The 22,974-nt window shown below is 71.3% G+C and carries 20 protein-coding genes and 6 pseudogenes; 13 read left to right on the top strand and 13 right to left on the bottom strand.

Annotated features, from left to right (window positions below):
* Nucleotides 1–91 precede the first annotated feature (91 nt).
* Genes OG747_RS39305 through ribA form a run of 5 tightly spaced genes read right to left on the bottom strand, consistent with a single transcriptional unit; the run spans nt 92 to nt 5,150 of the window.
* Complete coding sequence (locus OG747_RS39305; protein WP_405884110.1) at nt 92–1,243, bottom strand: saccharopine dehydrogenase family protein; 1,152 nt, start codon at nt 1,241–1,243, stop codon at nt 92–94.
* Nucleotides 1,236–2,291 carry a saccharopine dehydrogenase gene (locus OG747_RS39300; protein WP_405884109.1) on the bottom strand — a complete coding sequence of 352 codons (1,056 nt, stop codon included), beginning with the start codon at nt 2,289–2,291 and terminating at the stop codon, nt 1,236–1,238. Before OG747_RS39300 ends, OG747_RS39305 begins: the two co-directional genes overlap by 8 nt.
* The gene (locus OG747_RS39295) at nt 2,288–3,433 is read right to left on the bottom strand and encodes an NAD(P)/FAD-dependent oxidoreductase (protein WP_405884108.1); all 1,146 of its coding nucleotides are present in this window, start codon (nt 3,431–3,433) and stop codon (nt 2,288–2,290) included. Before OG747_RS39295 ends, OG747_RS39300 begins: the two co-directional genes overlap by 4 nt.
* Entirely contained in the window at nt 3,430–4,416 is a 987-nt protein-coding gene (locus OG747_RS39290) for an ornithine cyclodeaminase family protein (RefSeq protein WP_405884107.1), read from the bottom strand. Before OG747_RS39290 ends, OG747_RS39295 begins: the two co-directional genes overlap by 4 nt.
* A complete protein-coding gene (gene ribA, locus OG747_RS39285) occupies nt 4,413–5,150 on the bottom strand; it encodes a GTP cyclohydrolase II (RefSeq protein ID WP_405884106.1) in 738 nt (245 codons plus the stop codon). Before ribA ends, OG747_RS39290 begins: the two co-directional genes overlap by 4 nt.
* 37 nt (nt 5,151–5,187) lie before the next feature.
* Here ribA and OG747_RS39280 point away from each other — a divergent pair, with 37 nt between their 5' ends.
* On the top strand, nt 5,188–6,000 hold the full coding sequence (locus OG747_RS39280) for a creatininase family protein (RefSeq protein ID WP_405884105.1): 813 nt from the start codon (nt 5,188–5,190) through the stop codon (nt 5,998–6,000).
* Nucleotides 6,001–6,167: 167 nt separating this feature from the next.
* On the opposite strand, the pseudogene OG747_RS39275 reads toward OG747_RS39280, so the two are convergent.
* The 5 genes and pseudogenes from OG747_RS39275 to OG747_RS39255 form a co-directional block, all read right to left on the bottom strand.
* Nucleotides 6,168–7,145: pseudogene (locus OG747_RS39275) on the bottom strand (lysylphosphatidylglycerol synthase transmembrane domain-containing protein); the annotation flags it as partial.
* A gap of 299 nt (nt 7,146–7,444) precedes the next feature.
* Nucleotides 7,445–8,383, bottom strand: a complete 939-nt coding sequence (locus OG747_RS39270) for a class I SAM-dependent methyltransferase (protein ID WP_405885942.1) — start codon at nt 8,381–8,383, stop codon at nt 7,445–7,447.
* Nucleotides 8,384–8,385: 2 nt separating this feature from the next.
* On the bottom strand, nt 8,386–9,579 hold the full coding sequence (locus OG747_RS39265; RefSeq protein ID WP_405885940.1) for a glycosyltransferase family 4 protein: 1,194 nt from the start codon (nt 9,577–9,579) through the stop codon (nt 8,386–8,388).
* Nucleotides 9,580–9,626: 47 nt separating this feature from the next.
* Entirely contained in the window at nt 9,627–10,025 is a 399-nt protein-coding gene (locus OG747_RS39260; protein WP_405884104.1) for a 6-pyruvoyl trahydropterin synthase family protein, read from the bottom strand.
* A 137-nt stretch (nt 10,026–10,162) separates the two neighbouring features.
* The gene (locus OG747_RS39255; RefSeq protein WP_405884103.1) at nt 10,163–11,143 is read right to left on the bottom strand and encodes a dehydrogenase; all 981 of its coding nucleotides are present in this window, start codon (nt 11,141–11,143) and stop codon (nt 10,163–10,165) included.
* A 106-nt stretch (nt 11,144–11,249) separates the two neighbouring features.
* Here OG747_RS39255 and OG747_RS39250 point away from each other — a divergent pair, with 106 nt between their 5' ends.
* The 3 genes and pseudogenes from OG747_RS39250 to OG747_RS39240 form a co-directional block, all read left to right on the top strand.
* Complete coding sequence (locus OG747_RS39250; RefSeq protein WP_405884101.1) at nt 11,250–12,008, top strand: CDP-alcohol phosphatidyltransferase family protein; 759 nt, start codon at nt 11,250–11,252, stop codon at nt 12,006–12,008.
* A 234-nt stretch (nt 12,009–12,242) separates the two neighbouring features.
* Nucleotides 12,243–13,155, top strand: a pseudogene (locus OG747_RS39245) (hypothetical protein); the annotation flags it as partial.
* Nucleotides 13,122–14,174 (top strand): annotated as a pseudogene (locus OG747_RS39240) (RNA polymerase sigma factor); the annotation flags it as partial. The pseudogenes OG747_RS39245 and OG747_RS39240, both read left to right, overlap by 34 nt.
* Before the next feature lie 290 nt (nt 14,175–14,464).
* Here the strand turns inward: OG747_RS39240 and OG747_RS39235 are convergent.
* Nucleotides 14,465–14,980 carry a YceI family protein gene (locus OG747_RS39235; RefSeq protein ID WP_405884100.1) on the bottom strand — a complete coding sequence of 172 codons (516 nt, stop codon included), beginning with the start codon at nt 14,978–14,980 and terminating at the stop codon, nt 14,465–14,467.
* Between the two features lie 170 nt (nt 14,981–15,150).
* Here OG747_RS39235 and OG747_RS39230 point away from each other — a divergent pair, with 170 nt between their 5' ends.
* From OG747_RS39230 to OG747_RS39215, 4 genes are all read left to right on the top strand, one after another.
* Nucleotides 15,151–15,696, top strand: coding sequence for a MarR family winged helix-turn-helix transcriptional regulator (locus OG747_RS39230; RefSeq protein WP_405884099.1), 546 nt, complete (start codon nt 15,151–15,153; stop codon nt 15,694–15,696).
* A 342-nt stretch (nt 15,697–16,038) separates the two neighbouring features.
* Complete coding sequence (locus OG747_RS39225; RefSeq protein ID WP_405884098.1) at nt 16,039–16,293, top strand: hexameric tyrosine-coordinated heme protein; 255 nt, start codon at nt 16,039–16,041, stop codon at nt 16,291–16,293.
* Between the two features lie 62 nt (nt 16,294–16,355).
* On the top strand, nt 16,356–16,874 hold the full coding sequence (locus OG747_RS39220; protein ID WP_405884097.1) for a hypothetical protein: 519 nt from the start codon (nt 16,356–16,358) through the stop codon (nt 16,872–16,874).
* A 574-nt stretch (nt 16,875–17,448) separates the two neighbouring features.
* Nucleotides 17,449–18,795 (top strand): YhgE/Pip domain-containing protein, encoded by a 1,347-nt coding sequence (locus OG747_RS39215; RefSeq protein ID WP_405884096.1) that lies wholly within the window; start codon nt 17,449–17,451, stop codon nt 18,793–18,795.
* 131 nt (nt 18,796–18,926) lie between these two features.
* Here OG747_RS39215 and OG747_RS39210 read toward each other — a convergent pair.
* Nucleotides 18,927–19,307, bottom strand: a pseudogene (locus OG747_RS39210) (FAD-dependent oxidoreductase); the annotation flags it as partial.
* 148 nt (nt 19,308–19,455) lie between these two features.
* On the opposite strand from OG747_RS39210, the pseudogene OG747_RS39205 reads away from it, so the two are divergent.
* The 4 genes and pseudogenes from OG747_RS39205 to OG747_RS39190 form a co-directional block, all read left to right on the top strand.
* Nucleotides 19,456–19,557, top strand: a pseudogene (locus OG747_RS39205) (IS481 family transposase); the annotation flags it as partial.
* Nucleotides 19,558–19,925: 368 nt separating this feature from the next.
* Entirely contained in the window at nt 19,926–21,116 is a 1,191-nt protein-coding gene (locus tag OG747_RS39200) for a CaiB/BaiF CoA transferase family protein (protein ID WP_405884095.1), read from the top strand.
* Nucleotides 21,117–21,231: 115 nt separating this feature from the next.
* A complete protein-coding gene (locus OG747_RS39195) occupies nt 21,232–21,375 on the top strand; it encodes a hypothetical protein (RefSeq protein ID WP_405884094.1) in 144 nt (47 codons plus the stop codon).
* Nucleotides 21,315–21,458 (top strand): annotated as a pseudogene (locus OG747_RS39190) (acyl-CoA dehydrogenase family protein); the annotation flags it as partial. The gene OG747_RS39195 and the pseudogene OG747_RS39190, both read left to right, overlap by 61 nt.
* Before the next feature lie 24 nt (nt 21,459–21,482).
* On the opposite strand, the gene OG747_RS39185 reads toward OG747_RS39190, so the two are convergent.
* Entirely contained in the window at nt 21,483–22,064 is a 582-nt protein-coding gene (locus tag OG747_RS39185; protein ID WP_405884093.1) for a dienelactone hydrolase family protein, read from the bottom strand.
* A gap of 310 nt (nt 22,065–22,374) precedes the next feature.
* Here OG747_RS39185 and OG747_RS39180 point away from each other — a divergent pair, with 310 nt between their 5' ends.
* Nucleotides 22,375–22,845 carry a 3-oxoacyl-[acyl-carrier-protein] synthase III C-terminal domain-containing protein gene (locus tag OG747_RS39180; protein WP_405884092.1) on the top strand — a complete coding sequence of 157 codons (471 nt, stop codon included), beginning with the start codon at nt 22,375–22,377 and terminating at the stop codon, nt 22,843–22,845.
* Nucleotides 22,846–22,974 lie beyond the last annotated feature (129 nt).

Raw genomic sequence — 22,974 nt, 5'->3', positions numbered from 1 at the left:
ATACTGCGGCGCTCCGCGCCGCAGTCACGGGGATACGATTCCTCCCGGGCGCAAACGCTCGGGGTTCCTCGCAAGAATTCGCTGAACCCGACTACCCGGCCCGCAAGCTGAACTCCATTCCGTCCCGTGCGAGTTCGGCCAACCACTCCTCGGACCGCTCCGCCGTCTCGGCGGCCCGGCTGAGGCCGGGCGGGAGCGAGGCGTCGAGGATGTGGCGGACGCCGAGGGCGAGCGTGCGGGAGACACAGCGGGCCATGGCGCTCTCCTCCGCGGTGCCCACGAGGTCGAGGAGGTAGCGCCCGGACCAGGTCTCGCCGGAGCCGCCGCGCACGTCCAGCGAGACGGCGAGGACCACACGGTCACGGTCGGCGTCGGTCATCGGATAGGCCGTCGCCAGCTCCTGGGCGAGGGCGGCGATCCGCCGGTCGTCGCCCGCCTTCAGCTCCTCGAAGACGGCGTCCCAGGCCTGGAGCCAGCCGACGAGGCGGAGGGTGCCGCGCACGAAGGTCTCCGGCTTCCAGGCATCGGGAAGCCCGTACTGGTCGACGAAGGGGACGCTGTCGCGGTTGGGATAGACCTCGAAGGCCTCACCGTCGATCAGGTGCGGGCGGGTGGCCTCCCAGGGACGCTCGGCCGTGGTCTCGGTGCCGTCCTCGACGTAACGGGCGGGCGAGCGCAGGGCGCCCAGCACTCCGGCGGGTGCCCAGCTGAAGCGGTACTTGAAGTCGCCCGGCACGGCGGGGATGCCGCCGCAGTACGAGGTGAGGCGGTACGAGGCGGCCGACTCGGCGCCGACCGCGGCCTTGGCCCGGGCGATCAGACTGTGGGCGAAGAGGTGGTCGATGCCCGGGTCGAGCCCGCACTCGGTCAGCACCACGACACCCGCCGCCTCGGCCGCGGGCACCTGGTCAAGCACCGCGTCCGACACATAGCTGGAGCAGGCGAAGTGGGCACCGCGCTCGATGCAGACGGCGAGCAGCGGGGCGTGTTCGGGTGCGGGGAGCATGGAGACGACGATGTCTCCGGGGGCGAGTTCGGCGCCGAGTGACTCCAGCGTGTAGGCGCGGGGCTCGGCCCTGCCCTCCAGACCCAGCGCCCGCAGGCCGCGCGCGGCGCGCTCCTCGGTGCGGTGCCACAGGCGTACGCGGTCGGCGGCGTCGCAGGTCGCGGCGAAACCGCTGCCGGTGGACAGGCCCGCGCCGATCCAGTGGACGGTGCCGCTCGCGGCCGTCACCTCAGACATTCTTCACGTTCCCTTCCTCGGCCTTGAGTTCACGGCATGCCTCGTCAAACCGGTCCAGGCAGCGCCCCCACGGTCCGCCGACCCCGAATTCCAGCAGCTGGGGCAGCAGCGCCGCCGAGAAGTCGACGCTCGCCTCCCGCGGCAGCAGGGACGGCAGATTGTCGATGGCGATCAGATCGAGGGCGGGCTCTTCGCGGATGCGGCGGACGGGGTGCGTCCAGTCCGTGGTGGTGTCGTAGATCGGCACTACGTTCAGGGGGGAACCGACGTCGCAGGTGACGTCGCACAGCGTGCGCAGACGGCGGCCGGGTTCGTCGAGGTCCTTGTCCGTGAGGAAGGGCGGGATGGGCCGGGTGGTGAGCACGGTGTTGACCATCAGCTCGTGCGCCAGCAGCGCCGGCCGATCCAGCTCACGGGTCTCGGCGAGGTCCCAGCAGGTCGGCTCGACCCCGGCCACGCCCAGCGCGACGCGCGCACCCCGGCCGCTGCGCCCGAGGGCGCCGATGACGAGGGCCCGCAACTCCCCCGTGCTCGCCGCGAGTTCGGCGTCCAGCTCCTCCTTCGACGTCGGCCGCAACGGGGCCTTGAGGCTGCCCCGGTGCTGCAGCACCGCCAGGGCCGCGCCCAGGTATCCGGCCCAGTAGCCGAAGGCGGCGAGCCTGCGCCCGTCGTCGTCCACCAGGTACTCGAGGTCGAGCAAGGCCCCGCCCCCGGCGAGGAACCGGCGGAGCAGGGCCGCGGCCCCCGGCTGCCGCTTGTAGGCGTGCCCGAAGAAGATATGACGGTGGGTCAATTCGTCCGGAGTGTCCGGGAGTTCTTTCAGTCCGACGACGACCGCGTCCGACGGGGCGGACACCCAGGAGCCGGCCTGCGCGACCCGGCAGCCGGCCTCCTCGTACGCCTCGGTCGGGAAGACCCGCTGCGGTGACTCCTCGACCGTCAGCGTCACGCCGCTGTCGACGAGCCGTCGGGCGTCCGAGGGCACGATCGGTGTGCGCCGTTCGGTCGTACGGGTCTCGTGGCGCAGCCACAGGTGGAGCTCGGTCATACGAGGTTGACCTCCGGGCGCGGGGCGTCGGCGGTGAAGCGCTCGACGCTCAGGGGGCTGATGTCGACGAAGGGTACGCGGCCCAGGTACAGATCACGGACCACCTCGCCGACCGCCGGTCCCTGCAGGAAGCCGTGGCCCGAGAAACCGGTCGCGTACAGGAAGCGGGAGCGCGAACTCGCCTCGCCGATCAGCGCGTTGTGGTCCGGGGTGATCTCGTACAGGCCCGCCCAGCCGCCCGTGCGGCGCAGGTCGAGCAGGGCCGGGGCGCGGCGCTCCATCGCCTCGGACAGACGCGGGATCCAGCGGTCGTGCGTCCCGGTGGCGAAGCCGGGGGTCTCGTCGGGGTCGGACATGCCGACGAGGAGGCCGGGGCCCTCGGTGTGGAAGTAGAGGCTGGTGGTGAAGTCGATGGTCATGGGGAGGTCGGGCGGCAGCCCCGGGACGGCTTCGGTGACGGCGATCTGGCGGCGCAGCGGCTCCACCGGCAGGTCCACGCCCGCCATCGCGCCGACCGCCCGCGACCAGGCACCGGCCGCGCAGACGACCGTGTCGGTGGCGATCCGCCCCTGGCTGGTGACGACCGCGGTGATCTCGTCGCCGCGGGTCTCGATGCCGGTGACCTCTCGGTGCCGCAGCAGGGTCGCGCCGTGCCGGCGGGCCCCGGCCGCGTAGCCCTGGACCACGGACTCGGGTGTGCAGTGCCCGTCGTCCGGGGAGAAGGCCGCCGCCAGCAGCCCGTCGGTGGTGATCAGCGGGGACAGCCGGTGTGCCTCGGCCGGGTCGATCAGGCGGCTGGGCACCCCGAGCGCGTTCTGCAGCCGTACCCCGTCCTCGAAGGCCGTGACCTCCTCGGGTGTGGAGAGCAGGAACAGATAGCCGACCCGGCGCAGTCCGATGTCCTGGCCGAGCTCCTCGCCGAAGCGGGCGAACGCCTCCAGGCTCCGGGCGCCCAGCTGGATGTTCAGCTCGTCCGAGAACTGCGCCCGGACGCCGCCCGCGGCCCGTGAGGTGGACCCGGAGGCGAGTTCGTCGCGCTCGACGAGCACCACGTCCGGTACGCCCGCGCGGGCCAGGTGGTAGGCGATGCTCGTGCCCATCACTCCGCCGCCTATGACGACGACCCGCGCACTCCTGGTCATCGGCGCGCCTGCCTGGCGCGGGCCGCGTCGATGACGGCCCAGGCCGCGGCGGCGTCCTGCACGCCGAGCCCGACGCTGTTGTAGAAGACGATGTCGTCGGGATGCGTGCGGGCGGTGTGGCTGCCGGTGAGGACGCCGCCGAGCGGGATCAGGTCGTCGGGCGTGAGCAGTCCTCGGTGCAGCGCGTCCACGATCGGGCCGGCGTGCTCCGCCGCCGTCGCCGGGTCGTCGACCACCACCGCCGCGGCCCGCCGTACGACCTCCGCGTCGACCTCGCTCCGGGTGGGCTCGAAGGAACCGACGCTGACGACCGTGCACCCGGGCGTCAGCCACGCGCCCCGTACGACGGGGGTGCTGCTGAGCGTGCAGGCGGCGACCATGGGCACCCCGGCGACGGCCTCCTCGGCCGTGTCGACGGCCTTGGCCGCGACGCCGAGTTCCGTCGCGAGGCGCTGGGCCGCCCGGGCCCGTCGCGCCGGGTTCGGGCTCCACACCCGTACGGACCCCAGGTCCCGCACCCGGGCGACGGCCCGGGCGTGGGCGAGGGCCTGGGTGCCGGAACCGAGGAGGCCGAGCTCCGTGCTGTCGGCGGTGGCCAGCGCGTCGAGGGCGACGGCGCTCGCCGCGGCGGTGCGCAGGGTCGTGACCGCCGTGCCGTCCATGACGGCGGCGAGCTGCCCGGTCACCGGATCGAGCGCGTTGATCACGGCGTGCACGGTGGGCAGCCCGGCCGCCGTGTTGGCCGGGTTGACGCTGCCGAACTTGGCGACGGCACCGGTGTCCGCGGACAGCCGGGCGAGGTAGGCGAAGACGACGCTGCCGTCGAAACGGCTGGGGTGCATGATCTTGCCGGGGAGCTCGGCGGTGCCGTCACCGAGCGCGGTGAACGCCGCGCGCTGCGAGGCGATCGCCGCGTCGGTGTCCAGCAGCTCCGTCACTTGCTCACGGGACAGATACAGCGGTCCGACGTCGTCTTCTGTCATTCCTCAGTCATAGCCGTCTTCGCCGTTCCGCAAAAGATCGCCTTCGCCCAATCGCCGCCGTCGTCTCCGTCCAGGTGGGGGAGGTGGTGGTCGAGGCGCTCCCGCTTGGTGAGCAGATAGCTGAGGTTCTCCTGGCACGGCGGGATCAGCAGCGGGACCTGCTCGGCGACCTTGATGCCGTTGCGCTGCAGCGACTCCCGCTTGCGCGGGTTGTTCGAGAGGAGGCGTACGGACCGTACGCCGAGGTCGTGCAGCATGTCCGCGGCGACCCGGTAGTCGCGGGCGTCGACCGGGAGGCCGAGGGCGAGGTTCGCCTCGACGGTGTCGAGGCCCTCCGACTGGAGCTTCATCGCCTGCAGCTTGGCGAGCAGGCCGATGCCGCGGCCCTCGTGGCCACGGAGGTAGACGAGTATGCCGCGCCCCTCCGCGACGATGGCGCGCAGCGCCGCGGCGAGCTGCTCGCCGCACTCGCAGTGCATGGAACCGAAGGCGTCCCCGGTGAGGCACTCCGAATGGAGCCGGGTGAGGACGCCTTCCTTCGTGGCGTCCTCCCCGGTGCTGCTGAGGTCGCCGACCTCGCCGTACACCAGGGCCACTTGCTCCTCTCCGCGATCGTGATCCAGGAATCCGACCGCCTGGAAATCGCCGTACACGGTGGGCAAAGGGGCATTCACGACTCGTTCGACACCTGTGAGGCGTGCGGTCCCGGCGAGTGCTCCAAAGTTATCTGTCATGATCTGGTTCCTAAGCAGAGTCGAAAGGCCGTGAAACATGAGTGGTTCGGAAACGCGCTCGGCGGTATCCGGTCTGTTGCCGGCGGACACCACGGAGGATGTACGGGAGCGGGGGGCCGGTGTCGCCCGTGAGGTCGCCGTGCTTCCCGTCGGGAGTTTCGAACAGCACGGTGCCTACCTTCCGTTGGCGACGGACACTCTGGTCGCGTGCGCCATCGCACGAGAGATCGCCGCAGCTCACCCGGTCCATCTCCTTCCTCCGGTGACGATCTCCTGCTCGCACGAGCACGCGGCGTGGCCGGGGACCGTCAGCATTTCCGCCGTCACGCTGCACGCGGTGGTACGGGACATAGCCGCATCGCTCCGCCACTCCGGCGTCGACACCCTGGTACTGGTCAACGGGCACGGCGGAAATTACGTGCTGGGCAATGTGGTTCAGGAATCCGTGGGCACCGGCACACGTATGGCGCTTTTCCCGGCCATGGAGGACTGGGAGGCGGCACGGGAACGGGCCGGTGTGGAGACCTCGTTGCTCACTGATATGCACGCGGGTGAAATCGAGACCTCCATTCTTCTGCATACGCATCCGGAATTGGTCCGGCCCGGTTACGAGACCTCCGATTTCGTCGCGGACGACCGGCGTCATCTGCTCACCCTCGGAATGTCCGGCTATACCGAGTCCGGCGTCATCGGCCGTCCTTCGAGGGCCTCGGCCGAGAAGGGGAAGGAACTCCTGGCGGGGCTGACCGAGGCCTTCGGGGCGTACTTCTCCTTGGTGACGGCGAAGACGCTGCCCGTGGCCTCGGACACGTTGCCCGCGGCCTCGGACAAGGGGACTTCCGGCGCGTGAACTTCGGCGGTCGCTGACGCTCGGCATTGATCGTGCCCTCCTGCGTTCTCCTCCCGGGGGCGGCGCAGCGCCGCGAACCACCGGACGACCAGGACCGCGACGCCGGGCAGGGCGGCGGCGAAGCTGAGCACTCCGTAGATCACGGCGACGCTCAGGCCCATGCCGGCGCCCAGCCCGGCGGCGCCGAAGGCCCAGACCATGACGCCTTCCCTGGGGCCCCAGCCGCCGATGTTCAGCGGCAGCCCCATGGCGAGCAGGGCCAGCAGTGCCAGGGGCAGCAACACGGCGGCGGACGCGTGGGACCCGGCGACCCGGGCCGCGAGCAGGAACATCGCCAGGTGTCCCGCCAGCACCACGACCGACGAGATCAGCACGCCCGGCCAGTTGCCGCGGGCGAGCAGCACGCCGCGCGCCTCGGTGAGCGCGGCGCGAAGGGCTCCGTACCGCCGGGACGGGCCGGACGACGCCTTGCCCCTGCGGACCGCGCCCGCCGTCACGATCGCGCACACCGAGACGATCGCCAGGATCAGGGCGAGGTGACGGGCGTCCGCGAGGACCGGTGACGGCATGGTGAGCAGGACCCCCGCGCCGACGGCCACCAGCACCACCTGGCCCGCGGTCCGTTCGATGACCACCGCGCGGACGCCGCGGCCGATGTCCCCGGCGCTCTGGCCGTGTCGTACGGCGCGGTGCACATCGCCGAGGACACCGCCGGGCAGCGCCGCGTTCAGGAACAGCGCGCGGTAGTAGTCCGCGACGGCCCCGCCCAGCGGCAGCCGGATGCGCAGCCCGCGCGCCACCAGACACCAGCGCCAGGCGCTGAACACGGTGGTGAGCAGCCCGAGTCCCAGCCCTGCCAGCAGGGTCGGGCCGTCGACCCGCCGCAATCCGTCCAGGAAGACACCGGTACCGAGCCGCCAGAGCAGTACGCCGAGGATGGCGACTCCGGCGACGGAACCGATGTGCGTACGCAGGTGCCGGGAGTTGAGCCGGGCGCGGAGGCGGCCTGCCTCGCTCCGGTCGCCGACCGGGGCGGCCGCGCCGCGGGCGCCCTCGCCGCGCGCCGGTATGAGGGCCGGCCTGTCGCGGTCGGGTTCCGCCACCGGGTGGGCGGGGGTGAGCTCCGCCGCGCCGCGGGCCGGCATCGTGTCCGCCGCCCCCTCGGCGCGCGGCGCACTCGCCGTCTCGCCAGGGGCGGGGACCAGCGCGGCCGCGTCGAGTGGGCGCGGCAGGTCCGCCGTGCCGGGCGAGGGTGTCGCCTGGGCCTCGCCACCGGCGAGGGCCGCATCCGCCGCGCCCACCCCGCCGCGCACCGGGATCAGCTCCGCGTCACCATGGACCCGGATCACCGTCGCCGTACTGCGCGGGCGGGCGGTGTCCTTCGTCCGCGTGCGGACCGAGCCCACCTCCACGCCGACCGCTCCCGCCGCTTCCACCCCGGCACTCACATCGCACCGCCCGTCGGCCTGGGCAGCGCCAGTACGTCGCTGTGGTGCACCACCACGCGCAACTCGCCCGCGGCGCACGCCGCCAGACGGGACTGCAGATACGACTCCGCACGGGCGGCGAGGGCGGGGCGCTGCTCGACGGCCGCGCCGACCCAGCCGCGCAGCCACTCCGCCGTGAGCGCGGCCTCGTCGGCGCCGAGCCGCCAGGGGCTCGGATGCACCCGTACCGTCGCGCCGTGCCGGTCGAAGGCCTCGCAGGCCGCCGTGATCGCGTCGGGGCCGAGCAGCCCCCCGCGCCGCTGGTGGGCGTTGAACGCCTCGGCGAACTCGGCGTCCAGCGGGTCGGCCGGGGCGAACTCGACACGCCCCGCGACGGAGAGCGTCAGCAGCGCCGGGACTCCGGCGCCCGCGCAGGCCGTCGCGAGCCGGTCGATCTCCTCGCGGGTCAGCACGTCCAGCAGGGCGGACGCCGTCACCAGCGAGGCCCCGGTCAGCGCGTCCGCGGTCAGCCGGCCGATGTCACCGCGCTGGGTGGTGACCGTGACCCGGCTGCCGTCGGCGGCCGCGCGCGGTGCGCCCACGGTCGCGAAGTGCAGCAGATACGGATCCCGGTCGTGCAGGATCCAGTGCTGGGCGCCGTCGAGCCGGGGGGCCAGCCAGCGGCCCATGGAACCCGTGCCGCAGCCGAGGTCGTGGATCACCAGGTCGCCGCCCCGCACCGGACGGTTCGCCAGCCGGATGCGCAGCGGGTCGAGCAGTTCGGGCGCCCGCGCGGCGGCGTCGGCGCCCTCCCGCAGCTGGAGCCACTGGGGCGCGTAACGGGGCACGTCGTCGTCGGGCACGCCCGCGCGCTGCCCCGGAAGCCCGGACACACCACCCTGCACGCCCACCTCCGACACGCCCTGTTCCGGAACTCCCGACGGAGTCGCAGTCATGCTCATGCCGCCCTCCGGGGCTGCTGCGGAAGACGTCCCAGCACGCCGGCCAGGCTGCGGGCCGTGGTGGCCCAGCCGTCCAGCGCGGCCCGGCGGCCCCGCGCGGCGGCCTTCAGCCGGCGCCGCACATCGGCCTCGCCGAACCAGCCGCGGAGCTCCGCGGCGAGGGCGGCCGGGTTCTCCGGGGGTACGAGGATGCCGGGGACCCCGCCGTCGGGCGCGCGCCCGACCGCCTCGGGGAGACCGCCGACGTCCGTCGCCAGCACCGGAATGCCGCGCGCGAGCGCCTCGGTGACGGCCATCCCGTACGTCTCGGCGTACGAGGTGAGGACCATGAGGTCGGCCGCCGCGTAGCTCGCGTCGAGTTGCGCGCCCGCCTGCGGTCCGGCGAGGTGCAGCCGGTCGCCGAGCCCGTACTTCTCGATCAGGCCCCGCAGCTGGGCGACGTACGCCGGGTCCTGGGTGAGTCCGCCGACGCAGACACAGCTCCAGGGCAGGTCGGTGACGGTGGCGAGGGCCTCGATCAGCCGGTGCTGGCCCTTGCGCGGAGTGACCGCGGCGACGCACAGCAGCCGCGAGACGCCGTCGGTGCCGGAGGCGATGGGGGCGATGTCGGCGCCGGGCGCGGCGACATGGACCCGGTCGGGGGCGAGCCCGTGGTGGGCCACCAGCCGCCGTACCGCCCAGTCGCTGGTGGCGACGACGGCGGACACGGCCCGCAGCGTCGTCCGTTCCTTGGCGTCCAGCTCGGCGGCCACGGCGGGCGCGAGCCCGGTCTCGTCGCCGAGCGGCAGGTGCACCAGCACGGCGATGCGCAGCCGTTCGGCCTCGGGGACGATGATCTCCGGGACACCGCAGGCGACGAGCCCGTCGAGGAGGACGACCGTGTCGTCCGGGAACTCACGGAGCGTGCGGGCCAGTTCCGTACGGGCCGTCGCCGACGGCCGGGGCCAGCTGCCCGCGACGGTGTGCTTGTGCACCTGCCAGCCGAAGCCGGGCAGGTCCAGGCAGAGCCGTCGGTCGTAGGCGTTGCCGCCGCTGGGCGTGGACGGGTCGTCGACACCGCCCGGCATCACGAAGTGCACGGAGCGCAGGGACATGGGGACGATCTCGGCGTTCTTGGGAGCCGTGTGCTGTACGGGCACGTAGTTCAGCGAGGTCTCGTCACGCTTCAGGGCAGCCTGGTCGCTGTTCAGGGACGCTTGATCGGTCTTCGGGGACGCCTGGTTCAGGGTCGTGTCGGTCACAGCGCACGCTCGTAACTCGCCCAGGCGATGTGCGACTCGTGCAGGGTGACCGTGATGCCCGCGAGGCCGTGGGCGCCCTCGCCGAGAGCCCCGGCGTGCACGCGGTCGGCGAGGCGGTCGGCGATGACCTTGGCCAGGAACTCCGTCGAGGTGTTCGTGTCCTTGAAGTCCGGCTCGTTGTCGAGGTTGCGGTAGTTCAGCGCGCTCACGACGGCGCCGAGTTCCTGGGTGGCAAGACCGATGTCGACGACGATGTTGTCGTCGTCCAGCTCGGCGCGGCGAAACGTGGCGTCCACCAGGAACGTCGCCCCGTGCAGGCGCTGCGCGGGTCCGAAGACCTCGCCACGGAAGCTGTGGGCGATCATCAGGTGATCGCGGACGGTGATGCTGAACAACGGACGACCCTCCAGGTGCGGTACGTCTGATCCCCTACCGGGACCATGCCGTGTAGTACGGCTGCCCCGTTCTCCTTGTTCAGCTGCCTGTTCCCCTTTCTTTGCAGTCTTCGGAGGTCAGACAGGCTGTTCAGTGCTCAAACGTCGTCGTAGACGACGCGATGGCACAACCCGGGTATCGATCCGGAAGCCAACTTCGGCAGCACGTCGGGCAGTTCGTCGAAGCCGCACTCACCGGTGACGAGCGCGTCGAAGGCGGGCTCGGCGAGCAGTTCGAGGGCGAGCGCCAGCCGGTCGGCGTACGTCCTGCTGGCGCGCCGCGCCGGGGAAACGGAACCCACCTGGCTGCTGCGCACCACCAGGCGCCTTGAGTGGAAGGCCTCCCCCAGCGGCAGGCTGACCCGGCGGTCGCCGTACCAGCTCATCTCCAGGACGGTGCCCTCCTGGGCCAGGAGTTCCAGCGAGCGGGTGAGTCCGGCCTCGGTGGCGCTGGCGTGCACGACGAGGTCGCACTCGTCGGCGGCGTCCGCGGGGAGCGCGAAGTCCACGCCGAGGGCGCGGGCGATCTCGGCGCGCGCGGGGTCGGCGTCGACGAGTTGGATGCGTACGCCGGGGAAGCGGGCGAGGAGCGCGGCGACGGAGCAGCCGACCATGCCGCCGCCGACCACGGCGATCCGGTCGCCGACCAGCGGCGCGGCGTCCCACAGGGCGTTCACCGCGGTCTCCACGGTCCCGGCGAGCACCGCCCGCGCGGCGGGGACGGAATCCGGCACGACGGTCACGGCGCTCACCGGGACGACGTACCGAGTCTGGTGCGGGTACAGACAGAAGACGGTCCGGCCAAGCAGCCGCGCCGGGCCCTCCTCCACTTGACCGACGCTCAAATAGCCGTATTTCACCGGTGCGGGGAAATCTCCGTCCTGGAACGGTGCACGCATCGAAGCATGCTGACTTTCCGGAACGCCGCCGCGGAAGACGAGGGTCTCGGTGCCCCGGCTCACCCCCGAGAAGAGCGTACGCACGAGCACCTCTCCCTCGGCGGGGGCCGGCAGGGCGACCTCGCGTATCTCGGCATGACCCGGCGAGCGCAGCCAGAAGGCACGAGCTGTGAGTTCCATGAGCGTCCCCCTGAACGATTGAGCAGATCTTCACGTACGAAGCGGTGACAAGCCGCGCACTGTACGCGGCGTTGATCGACTCTGTCATACGGCCGGAGGATGTGCGGTGGCCCTGAACAACACATACGACGCGAGGCTCCTGGCGCAGGAGACCACAGTGGGAGCTGGTCTGCAGCTCCTGGTGCTGGCTCTGCTGGGCACGGCGATCGGGATGGGGCCCGCGGGCTGGCTGACCGGTCTGGCCTTCGCGATCGCCACCTGGGCGGTCCTGACCCGCGCCCTGCGCCGCTCACGGCCCCGCTCCTTCGGACCGGCCAATCGGGTGACGCTCGGCCGCGCCATCCTGGTCGGCGGCGTCACCGCTCTGGTCGCGGACTCCTTCCAGAGCTCGCCCCCGGTCAGCCTGCTCGTCGGGCTGACGGCGGTCGCCCTGATCCTCGACGGGGTGGACGGCAAGGTCGCCCGCCGCACCGGCACGTCGACCGCGCTGGGCGCCCGCTTCGACATGGAGGTCGACGCCTTCCTGATCCTCGTGCTGAGCGTGTACGTCTCGATGTCGCTCGGCCCGTGGGTGCTGCTGATCGGCACGATGCGGTACGCGTTCGTGGCGGCGGCCCGGGTGCTGCCCTGGCTGAACGCGGCGCTGCCGCACAGCATGGCGCGCAAGACCGTGGCGGCCCTGCAGGGGATCGTGCTGCTCGTCGCGGGCGCCGGGATCATGCCCGTGGAGGGCAACGCCGCCGCCGTATTCCTCGCGCTGGCGTCGCTGGTCTGGTCGTTCGGCCGCGACATCACGTGGCTGTTCCGCCACCGTCATCCCGTGCGGGAGCAGCAGGTCGTCCGCGAGCTCGTCGAAGCACGGTGACGCGCGGTGCCGCATGGTGCCGCATGGTGCCGCGGTGGCTCACGGCGGTGTCGATGACCTGGGTGCCGCCGATGACGGCGATGCCGGGCAGCCGCGCGTAACCGAGACCTCCCCCGCCCTGCCGAGTCGATTGCCGGACAGCGGCGCTGTGTTGCGAGGCCTCGTACCCAGTGCGTCAGTTGAAGACCCTTCCGCCAGTTGCGGGCGGACGGGTTCAGCCGTGTCCGGGTCGATGGCGAGGTCTTCGCGCTCACCGAGCCGCCGCTGCCGGACAAGCGGAAGAAGCACTCCGTCGACGTGGTGGTGGACCGGCCGGCGGTGAGGGCGAGTGCGCGACAGATCGAGCCCGACGAGGACACCGTGAAGGTCGCCGACCGGGTCGTGGACATCGGGCCGGGCGCGGGCGCGGGCGCCTACGGCGGGCACGTGGTCCACTCCGGTCCGGCGCGCGAGCTCCTTGACCATCCCACCTCCCTCACCGGCGCCCGTCTCTGCGGCAGACGGCGCATACCGCTGCCCGAGGCGCGCAGGCCACGGACGGAAGGACCCGCGATCACCGCGCACGACGCCACCGAGCACAACCTGCGCGTCTACGTGCCGTGCGAGGTGTGTCACGGAGCGCAGTACAACCGCGAGACCCTGGACGTACACTTCAAGGGCAAGTCCATCGCCGACGTACTGGGCATGACCATCGAGGACAGCCTGGACTTCTTCGCGGAACACGCGATCATCTCCCGGCACCTCAGGACACTCCATGACGTCGGACTGGGTCATGTGAAACTCGGCCGGCCCGCCACGACGCTCTCCGGCGGCGAGGCACAGCGCGTCAAGCTCGCCACCGAACTGCAGAAACGCACCAAAGGCAGAATCCCTCTGCGTCATCGACGAGCCGACCACCGGCCTGCACGTCGATGACGTCCGCCAACTGCCGACCGTGCTCCACCGACTCGTCAATCACGGCGACACGGTCGTCGTGATCGAGCACAACCTCGACGTGATCAAGATCGCCGACTGGATCGTCGACATGGGTCCCGAAGGCGGCCTCCGCGGCGGCACCGTGATCGCCGAGGGCACCCCCGAACAGGAGGCGGCCCATCCGCGGTCCCGCACCGGGCAGTTCCTCCGACCGCTGCTGGAGAGGAGTTGAGCGCCATGGAGACGGACGCCCAGGCGTGGGAACAGGAGCCGCCCCTCCCCGCGTACCCGGACGAGGACGACGACGCGCCCAGCCCTCAGCTCACCTCCGGCGGCGCCTCGGTCGATCAGGTACGCGACTACCTCAAGCAGATCGCCCGGGTCTCCCTCCTCGACGCCGAGAAGGAGGTGGAGCTGGCGAAGCGGATCGAGGCGGGTCTGTTCGCCGAGCGGAGACTCGAGGAGGAACCGGACCTCGGCCCGGAGTTCCGACGGGAGCTGGAGATCCTCGCCGCGGACGGCTGCCGGGCGAAATCCCATCTCGTCGAGGCGAATCTGCGGCTGGTCGTCTCCATCGCCAAGCGGTACAGCAGGCACGGAATGCTGTTCCTGGATCTGATCCAGGAGGGCAATACGGGTCTGATCCGCGCGGTGGAGAAATTCGACTACACCAAAGGGTTCAAGTTCTCCACCTACGCGACCTGGTGGATACGGCAGGCGATTTCACGCGCCCTGGCCGACCAGAGCCGGACCATCCGCATTCCGGTCCACATGGTCGAGGTCATCAACAGAATGGCCAAGGTCCGCCGGGAGATACTCCAGGACACGGGGGCCGATCCCACGCCTGAGCAACTCGCGGACAAACTGGACGTCCCCGTGGAGAAGATCACCGAGATCGAGGGCTACGCCAAGGAACCGGTCTCGCTCCACACCCCGCTCGGCGAGGACAACGGCACGGAACTCGGTGACCTCCTGGAGGACAGCGAGACCATCTCCCCCGCGGACATGGTCACCTTCCTCCTCCTCAAGGACGCCATCCAGGCCGTCCTCGCGAACATGACCGCCCGCGAGGCCGGGATCATCTCCCTGCGCTACGGCCTCATGGACGGTCAGGCCAGGACCTTGGAGGAGATCGGCCAGGTGTACGGGGTGACACGCGAACGCATCCGTCAGATCGAGTCCAAGACGATGTCCAAGCTGCGCCACCCCTCCCGTTCGCAGGCACTACGGGACTACCTCGATGTCAGCTGATCCCTCACCTCCGGTCTGTCACCTGCGTCGCCGCTCCTCGGCCGGCAGCTCGTACGAGCGCACCCGGTCCGCATGGCCGTGGGTGATGATCGTGATCAGCAACTCGTCGGCGCCGGTGGCTTCCCGGAACGGCGGCGCTCGCCGCGGACATCGACGCCTTCCGCGAACTCCGCGACCGGATAGCACCCCGACCGCGCCGCCGGAGGCGCGTTCGGCGGCACTCGACTCGCTGGACCGGTAACTCGCCTCGCACACCTACACGTTGGGCGGGGAGCTGACGACGGGCCGGCTCAGCCCTTGGCGCGGGTGAAGGCGAGCGTGCTGGTGACGGTGGTCAGGCCGCGGAGCATGCCCATCTGGTTCCAGCCCATGTCGAACTGGTCGCGGTCCACGGTGAACTCCGCCGTGACCGTGACGGCGTCGGCGCTCGCCTCCGTCACCTGGGCGGTGACGGGCTGCGGCCGGCTGATGCCGCGCACGGTCAGCTGGCCACTGATCTCGGCGGTGTCGTCCTGACCGAGGACGGCGTTGCGGACGGCGAAGGTGATCGTGGGGTGCCGGTCCGCGTCGAAGAGGTCGGCGGAGCGGAGGTGCTTGTCCCGCTTGGCGTTCTTGGTGTCCAGGGACGCGACGTCCAGGGTGACGGTGCCGCGGGCGGTCCCGTCGGCCTGGACCTCGCCGTCTCCGGTGACACCGGTGAAGGTGCCCTTCACCGTGACCATGCCCCACATCGTCTTGTGCTTGATGGCAACGGTGGTGCGGGCGGGGTCGAGCTGCCACAGGCCGGTTTCGACGGCGACGGTCATAAGAGTTCTCCAGACGATTACGGGCGGTGCGGTGCACAGGAGTGCACGACGCACGGCGCACGGGGTGCACGACAACACGGGGGTTATGGGGACAACCGCGATTATCCAAATTTGGATGACTCCACGCTAGCCGGTTCTTCAAATTTGGACAACCGGTAGACTGTGACACCATGGCCAACTCTTCCGCCCCCGCTGAGCTGCCCGAACGCGAGCCGTCGGGCGAGGGTGAGCTGCTGCCCGCCCCGCTGCGGGCCTGGATGCGTCTGCTGGCGGCGGCCGGGGCGATCGAGCAGCAGCTGCGCTCCCGCGTCAAGGACACTCTCGACATCTCGCACGACGAGTTCCTGGTGCTGTGCCTGCTGGCCGACCAGCCCGATTCCAGCCTGCGCATGACCCAGATCGCGGAGTTGCTGGGCAGGCCCAAGACGCGGCTGACCTATCAGGTGGCCTGTCTGCAGCACGCGGGCCTGATCACGAGGAACTCGGCGTGCGGCGACCGGCGCGGCATCGAGGTGGCGCTCACGGACAAGGCGCGCCGGCTGCTGCGCGAGTCCTCGGGCCCGCTGGCCGACGCCGTCTCGCAGGCCATTGCCCAGACGGCCTGCGCCCGGCGGTACGAGGCACTGCACGACTTGTTGCCGCCCGAGCCGGAGGCCGCCGCGCGTTCCGGAAAGCCGGCAGAGGCCGAAATGAGCCCTGAGGGGCGCACCCAATAGCCCCTTCGTACCCCCGGCGTGGCCCCTCAGGGACGGAGAAGCGTTTGAGGGGGCGAGCCCGGCACCCGGCCGGATTTCGTATGCCGTATGCCGTAGGTCATGACGACCTGGTGAAGTCGTGATGACCCGGTGAATCAGAAAGCGGGGAAGACCCGGCGCAGGTCGTCCAGGGTGAGGGTGTCGGCGCGGTCCGGAAGATGACCAGCGCCCCGGGGGCAGCAGATCCAGGTCCATCGCAGGATTCTCGCGGCGCGGGCGGCCACGGCGGCCGGTTCACCCGACCGGTCGAGCCGTGTGTGTCGTGGCCACAACCGGCGGGAAGGCAGCGGCGAGACTGCCGCCATGAACCGAGTACCCGACGAAGGCATGGTCCTCGTCCCTGGCGGCTCCCTCCTCACCAAGACGCCGGAGGAGGGCCGCGCGCTGGCCATCGACCTGGCCCGGCACACCATCCATAACATCCAGCCCGACCTGGACGTCCTCAAGGGCGGACGGCCCAACTACTCCACCCTTCCCGACAGTCTGATCCACGCGAGCCAGGTGGTGGCGCTGGAGTTCCAGACGATCGCCGCGGCGAACAACTACTGGCGGAGCTGACCGTCGGCTCCGGCCGAAGCGGGGTGCCGTACGCGATCGGACGTAGTCCGATCTTCGTATGCGTGATCGGACGATGGTTGGACGCGGTGGCCGACCGGCTTCACCAGGGTCGGCGGGAGTCCACGGTCTTCGGGTGCAGCTCAGCGGTGGACCGTCCGGAGTTCGGGCTGCCCGCCGAAGGAGTCCACCGCGTGTCGCGCCATTCCTCTGCTCCCCGCCCGCACCAGCCGGTCGCCGCCTCCCATCCCGCGCAGCACACGGCACTGCTTCTGCTGCGCGGGTACGCCGCCGGTGACGCGCGGGCCGTGGCCACGGCCCTGGACGGCCTGGACGATTCCGCCCTCGACGACACGTACACGTACCTGTGCGCCGTCATGGACGTGACCCTGCACCTCACCCTGACCGCCCAGCCCGCGGCCCGCGACATGAGCCGGGCCGCCGAGCACGCGGCCGCTGCCGCTCCGCCGCACTACGAGTTCGCCTTCGGCCAGGCGATCCGGGCCTGGGCGGCGGGCGACACGGAGGCCTTGACCCGCACGGCCGACGCGGACCTGCCGGGGCCGTACATCTGCTGGCCGTGATGACCGTCGCCCTCGGCGTCGCCGTCCTCGGCCTCGACGGTCTGAACGCCCTGCTCAACTGCCTCCCGGGAGAACCGGGTTGACCGGAACCTCCCGTCACCCCGGCGTCCGCGGCGGGGGCGACCTTCCCGGCGTCCCCGGTCCGCCCTGCACTGCTCCACCTTGCGCTGCTCCACCTTGCGCTGCTTCGACTTCTGGTGTTGCGACTTCAGGTGTTGCGACTTCAGGTGCTCCGACGAGGCGGCGCTGACGCCCTCGGTGACGGTGCCGGCCGTGAACTCCGTCAAAGGTGTGAATCCGGGGCCGGGATGCGGTCCTTAAGGGGCGCGGGGAACCGCGCGACCAACAACGAACCACCGCACGTGCGTTCCGGCTGGGAGGTCCGTGACATCCACCGGCGTGCCGATCCCGACCCACCGATCCGGCCGAGGCGCTCGCCTGCGACCACAGACCGCGCCGCCATGGCGCGCGGCGCGTCGCTGATCGTCGCGCCACCGCAGCCTCCATCCTGACCAGGTGCGGGCGCCCGTACCCGCCTACGCCGGTCCCGCGCTGCCCCCACCCACGGAGAACCATGGCCGCCGACAGCACACCCACCCCCGACGCCGCCCCTGTCCGGGCCCGCGCCGCCGTGCTCCTGCGCCGCCCCAAGCTGTGGCTGGTGCCGACCGTGCTGAGCGGGCTGCTCGCGCTGCTGCTGTCCCTGCTCTACATGGGCGGCATCGTCAATCCGAACGGGGCCCTGCACGACCTGCCCGTCGGCATCGTCAACGGGGACCAGGGCAAGCCGCTGACCGGACAGACCGCGAACCTGGGCACGCAGATCACCCGGTCCATCACCTCCGGCACCTCCGACAAGCCCGACTGGGAACGGCTCACCCGGGCCCAGGTCCAGGACGAGCTGGCCTCCGGCAAGATCTTCGGCGCCCTGGTCATTCCGGCCGACTTCACCCCCTCCGTCGCCGCGCTCACCACCGCGAACGCCACGACCCGGCCGACGCTGACGGTACTCACCAACCCCGGGATGGGCAGCCTCGGCTCCTCGCTGGCGAGCCGCATCACCACTGCGGCCGCCCAACAGGCGTCCACGACCATCGGCAAGCAGCTGAGCGCGTCCCCCGCCACCGCGCAGGCCGACGCCACCACCCGGCTGCTGCTGGCCGACCCGGTCGCCGTCGCCACCCAGGTCGGCCACCCCATCGGCGACCACAGCGGGCTGGGGCTGAGCGCGTTCTACTACACGCTGCTACTGGTGCTGGTCGGCTTCCTCGGCGCCAACGTCATCAGCAACGGTGTCGACACCGCCCTCGGTTACGCCGACAACGAGATCGGCCCCTGGCACACCCGTCGCCCCACCGTGCCGATCAGCCGCACCCAGACACTGCTGCTGAAGATGGGCATGACCGCCGGGCTCACCGTGCTCACCACCACGCTGGTCATGGTCGCCACCATCGGGATCCTCGGCATGGACGCCTCGCACCTGCCGCTGCTGTGGGTCTACTCGTACTGCGCCTCGCTGGCCGTCGGCCTGGGCGTGCAGGCCATCAACGCCGCCTTCGGTGGGATCGGGCAGCTCGTGTCCATGTTCGTGTTCATCGTCCTGGGCCTGCCGTCCTCCGGATCCACCGTCCCGCTCCAGGCCGTCCCCGGCTTCTACCGCTTCCTGAGCGTCTTCGAGCCCATGCGCCAGCTCGGCGGCGGCGTCCGCGCCATCCTCTACTTCGACGCCCGCGCCGACGCCGGCCTCGCCCGCGCCTGGCTCATGATCGCGATCGGTGCCGCCCTGGCCCTGCTCTTCGGCTTCGCGATGACCCGCTACTACGACCGCAAGGGCCTGCACCGACTGACCCCACAACCCGTGCCCGAGCCCGCCTGCCGAACACCGCACCGGCGATGCGGCCCGAACCGCCCGGGTAGGTGAAGCAGAAGAGCCCGCCGACGAGTTCACCCGCCGCGTACAGGCCGGGTATCGGCCGAGATTCCGTACGTAGGGGGCTCAGCCGCGGCAGACCTCACCGCGCCGCTGTCGCGGTCAGGGCGTGATCGGAGCCAGCCACCCACCACCAGCCGCCGCCCTGGCTTCAGCCGATCCCGCAGGGCGAGCGCGTCGTCCAGGGTGCGCAGCACATGCGCGTCGCGTTCGCCGGGCAGCCTGCGCGGGCGTACCCCGGTGGCGACGATCAGACCGTCGTACGACAGTTGCGTCCCGTCGGCCAGCAGCACCGTACGGGCGGTCGCGTCGAGGCCCGTCGCGGCAACCCCCAGGCGCAGGTCCAGGTCGAGCCCGTCCAGCTCCGCCGGCGCGCGCAGCGCCAGCCGCTCGGGTTCCCACTCCGCGCCCAGGAGCTGTTTCGAGAGCGGCGGCCGGTCGTACGGGGCGTGCGGCTCCTGGCCCACGACGGTGAGCGTGCCGTCGTACCCCTCCCTCCGCAGCGTCTCGACCGCCGCGAGCCCGGCGGCCTAGGTGTTCTGTCCACGGAGGTTGGTGACAGCGATCACTGGATAGTGATCTTGAAAGAGTGAGGGCCTTCCGGGTTCGGTGTGGATTGCGACATCAACATCGAACGATCAGAAAGCCCTCATGCCCCACCGTAATGCACCCCTGACCGAGACCGGCCGCCTGCGTCTGGCCCGCTGCATCGTGGACGACGGCTGGACCCTGCGCCGGGCCGCCGAACGCTTCCCGGGCGGGTCGCGCAGTTCCCCGCGCCCCTTGCGGGGCGCCCCTGTCAGCGGTGGTTGCGTATCGCTGCTCGTATCAGGCCGTCGAACAGACGCGGCCACGGTCATACGAAGGTCACCTCGGCCGTGGCGTGTCGTGGATCCCGGTGGGTGGCGATCCGCAGGTCGGCGCGCCCCTCGGCGGGCGTTGCGCTCGGCCACCGTCACCAGCGCCTTGAGCTGCTTCCTGTCCACGGCCGCCTCCCGATCATCCGCATCCGGCATGGAGCCATCACATTTCGCTATTTCTCCGACGCCTGCATGAGTGACCATGATGACGCTACGGCGGCGTCGCCGCGGTCTCCCGGCCAGCCCTCTGGAGGTCATCCCATGACCGAGCTTCCGCTCTCCGGCATCACCGTCGTCAGCGTCGAGCAGGCGGTGGCGGCGCCCTACGCCACCCGTCAGCTGGCCGACCTCGGCGCCCGGGTGATCAAGGTGGAACGCCCGGGAGGCGGTGACTTCGCCCGCCGCTACGACACCACCGTGCACGGCGAGTCCAGCTACTTCGTGTGGCTCAACCGTTCCAAGGAGTCCCTCACCCTGGACCTGAAGTCGGCCCGTGGGCGCGAGATCCTGGAACAACTGCTCGCCGGTGCCGATGTGTTCGTACAGAACCTGGCGCCGGGCGCGGCCGCCCGGCTCGGACTGGACGCCCCGTCGCTGCAGGAGCGGTACCCGTCACTGATCCCGTGCACCGTGTCCGGGTACGGAACCAGCGGGCCGTGGGCCGACCGCAAGGCGTACGACCTGCTCGTGCAGTGCCAGACGGGCCTGGTCTCCCTGACGGGCAACGCGCACGGGTCCGCCCGGGTGGGGGTGTCGGTCGCCGACATCGCCGCGGGCATGTACGCCTACTCGGGCGTCCTCACCGCCCTGTTCACGCGCGCCACCACGGGCGTGGCCCGCGCCGTGGAGGTCTCGCTCTTCGAAGCGCTGGCCGAGTGGATGGGCCAACCCGCCGCCTACACCCGCCACGGCGGCACCCAGCCCCCGCGGCTCGGCACCCAGCACGCCACCATCGCCCCGTACGGCGCCTACCCCGCGGCCGACGGCAAGGACGTGCTCTTCTCCATCCAGAACGAGCGCGAATGGGCCGCGCTGTGCGAACAGTTCCTGGGGCGCCCGGACCTCGTCGAGGACCCGCGCTTCGCCACCGGCCCGGACCGCGTGGCCCACCGTGACGCGCTCAACGCGATCGTGACCGAGCGGTTTCGCGCGCTGGACAGCGGGGAGGTGCGGAAGCTGCTGGACGCGGCGGGCATCGCCAACGCCGGCGTCAACACGGTCGAGGAGTTCCTCGCCCATCCCGTACTCGAAGGGCGGGACCGGTGGCGAGACGTACGGCTGCCCGGCGGCGCTGGCCCCGTGCCCGCGCTGCTGCCGCCGGTGGAGCTGGCCGGGGTCAGTCCCCGCATGGACGCGGTCCCCGCCGTGGGCGAGCACACGGACACGATCCTGACCGCACTGGGACACGGTGCGGCCGACATCGCCGCCCTCCGGGCCGACGGCGTCGTGTGAATCCCCGGCGGAAAGCCCCGGCTGAAGCCCCGGCACCGGACATCTCCCGACCGGAGACCTCCCCTGCCTCACCCCGCCCCACCCTGCCCTGCCCTGCCCCAAGGAGCGGCACGCCATGAGCACTCTCGATGCCCTGTCCGAGGACGAGCGGTTCATCGTCGCCGCCGTGCGCGAGTTCGTCGACAAGGACGTCAAGCCGGTCGTCCGGGCTACTCGACCGAGTTCGACGTGGAGCGCTACCTCCGCGACGCCCCGCTGATGATCGTCGGCGAGGGCACCAACGAGATGCAGAGCGATGTGATCGTGCGCCAGCGCATCAAGCGCAGAGGACTCGACACATGAGCCACCGCCGCCCTGGAAGCACTTCTACTCGACGCCGTCCAGGAATTCGAGCACGCGACGAGTGAGCAGGGTGGCTGCGTGCTCCTCGTACGAGGGCAGGCTGTTGTCGGCGAACAGGTGCTGCTTGCCGGGGTACAGGAACAGTTCGGCGACGTCCGGGGCCGACTCGACCAGGGCGCGGGCCGCGTCGAGGTCACCCTCGTCGACAAAGTCCTCGTCCGCCTCCATTCCGTGGATCTGGACCGGCACCCCCTGCGGCCAGCCGTCGCCGAACTCCGAGGTCGGGACGCAGGAGTGGAACAGCAGCGCGCCCTTCGCGCCGGCCCGGGTCTGGGCGAGGGACTGCGCGGGCAGGACGCCGAGGGAGAAGCCGGCGTAGACGAGTGCGGTGGGCAACTCCTCGGCGACGGCCCGACCGCGCTCGACGATCGAGCCGAACCCGATCCGCCGGGCGTTGGCGACGCCCTCCTCGATGTCCTCGAAGACCTGTCCCTCGTACAGATCCGGGACGTGGACGGTGTGCCCCGCCTCCCTGAGCGTCTCGGCGAACGCGCGCACACCGGACGTCAGTCCCTGCGCGTGGTGGAACAGCAGCACCTCGGCCATGTCGGCCCCCTCCGTGTGTGCGGTGCCAGGGTGGCCCCGCGGCATCGAGTATGACCTGAGGCACTGACAACGCCCCGTCGGTGGCCGCCGGCCCACGTCAAACACGTCACCCGGCGGGCGGGTGCGGCGTTCAAAGGGCGCGCGGAGCGGGAGATTCCGCACTTCGCCCATCGGGTGCGCGGCGCGACGGCAGAGTGCTTCTTCACTCAGGCGCACACCCCCTGAGTGCACTTGTCCGCATTGATCCACAACGGGTTAGGTAGGCACCACGCTGCTGTTCCGGCAGCTGACCTGGGGAGAGGTGGTAGTGGTGTCAGCTGCTGTGGTCTGTGGGATCGGCGCGTGTCTACCGGAGCGGGTGGTCCGCAATGACGACCTGACGGCCCGTCTGGACACATCGGACGCCTGGATCCGTTCGCGTACCGGGATCGCACGGCGCCGGATCGCCGAGCCCGGCACGAGCACGGGCGATCTCGCGGTCTTGGCCGGACGCGCGGCGCTGGACTCCGCGGGGCACGCCGCCGCCTCCATCCCGCTGGCCCTCGCCGACACCGCCGCGCGCGGACTCGTACGCCCCGGCGAGCGCAGTCTGCTCACCGCCTTCGGCGGCGGCCTGACCTGGGGGTCCATCGCTCTCTCCTGGCCGAACGCGGTGCCGGTTCACCACCCCCTGTCGATCCCCGCCACCCGCCGGTTGGCCTCGGTGCCGGCTCCGTCGCACGCCCTGAGCAGCCCTTTTCCCCCAGGCCATCTGAGTGGGCAACCGGTTCCACATGAGTAGCGGTACTCATGCCCACCCTCGGGCGACCCGCGGCCGACACCCGAAGTGCGCGCCGGGCACCCGCCAAGACCGCGATGCCGCCGACATGTCCGCCGGGGCCGGGCGGGCGGGCGGCCTTCCTCGCCGCCT

Source organism: Streptomyces sp. NBC_01384, assembly GCF_045040035.1.
Taxonomy (GTDB): Bacteria; Actinomycetota; Actinomycetes; order Streptomycetales; family Streptomycetaceae; genus Streptomyces.
This window is presented reverse-complemented; position numbering and strand designations above follow the sequence as displayed.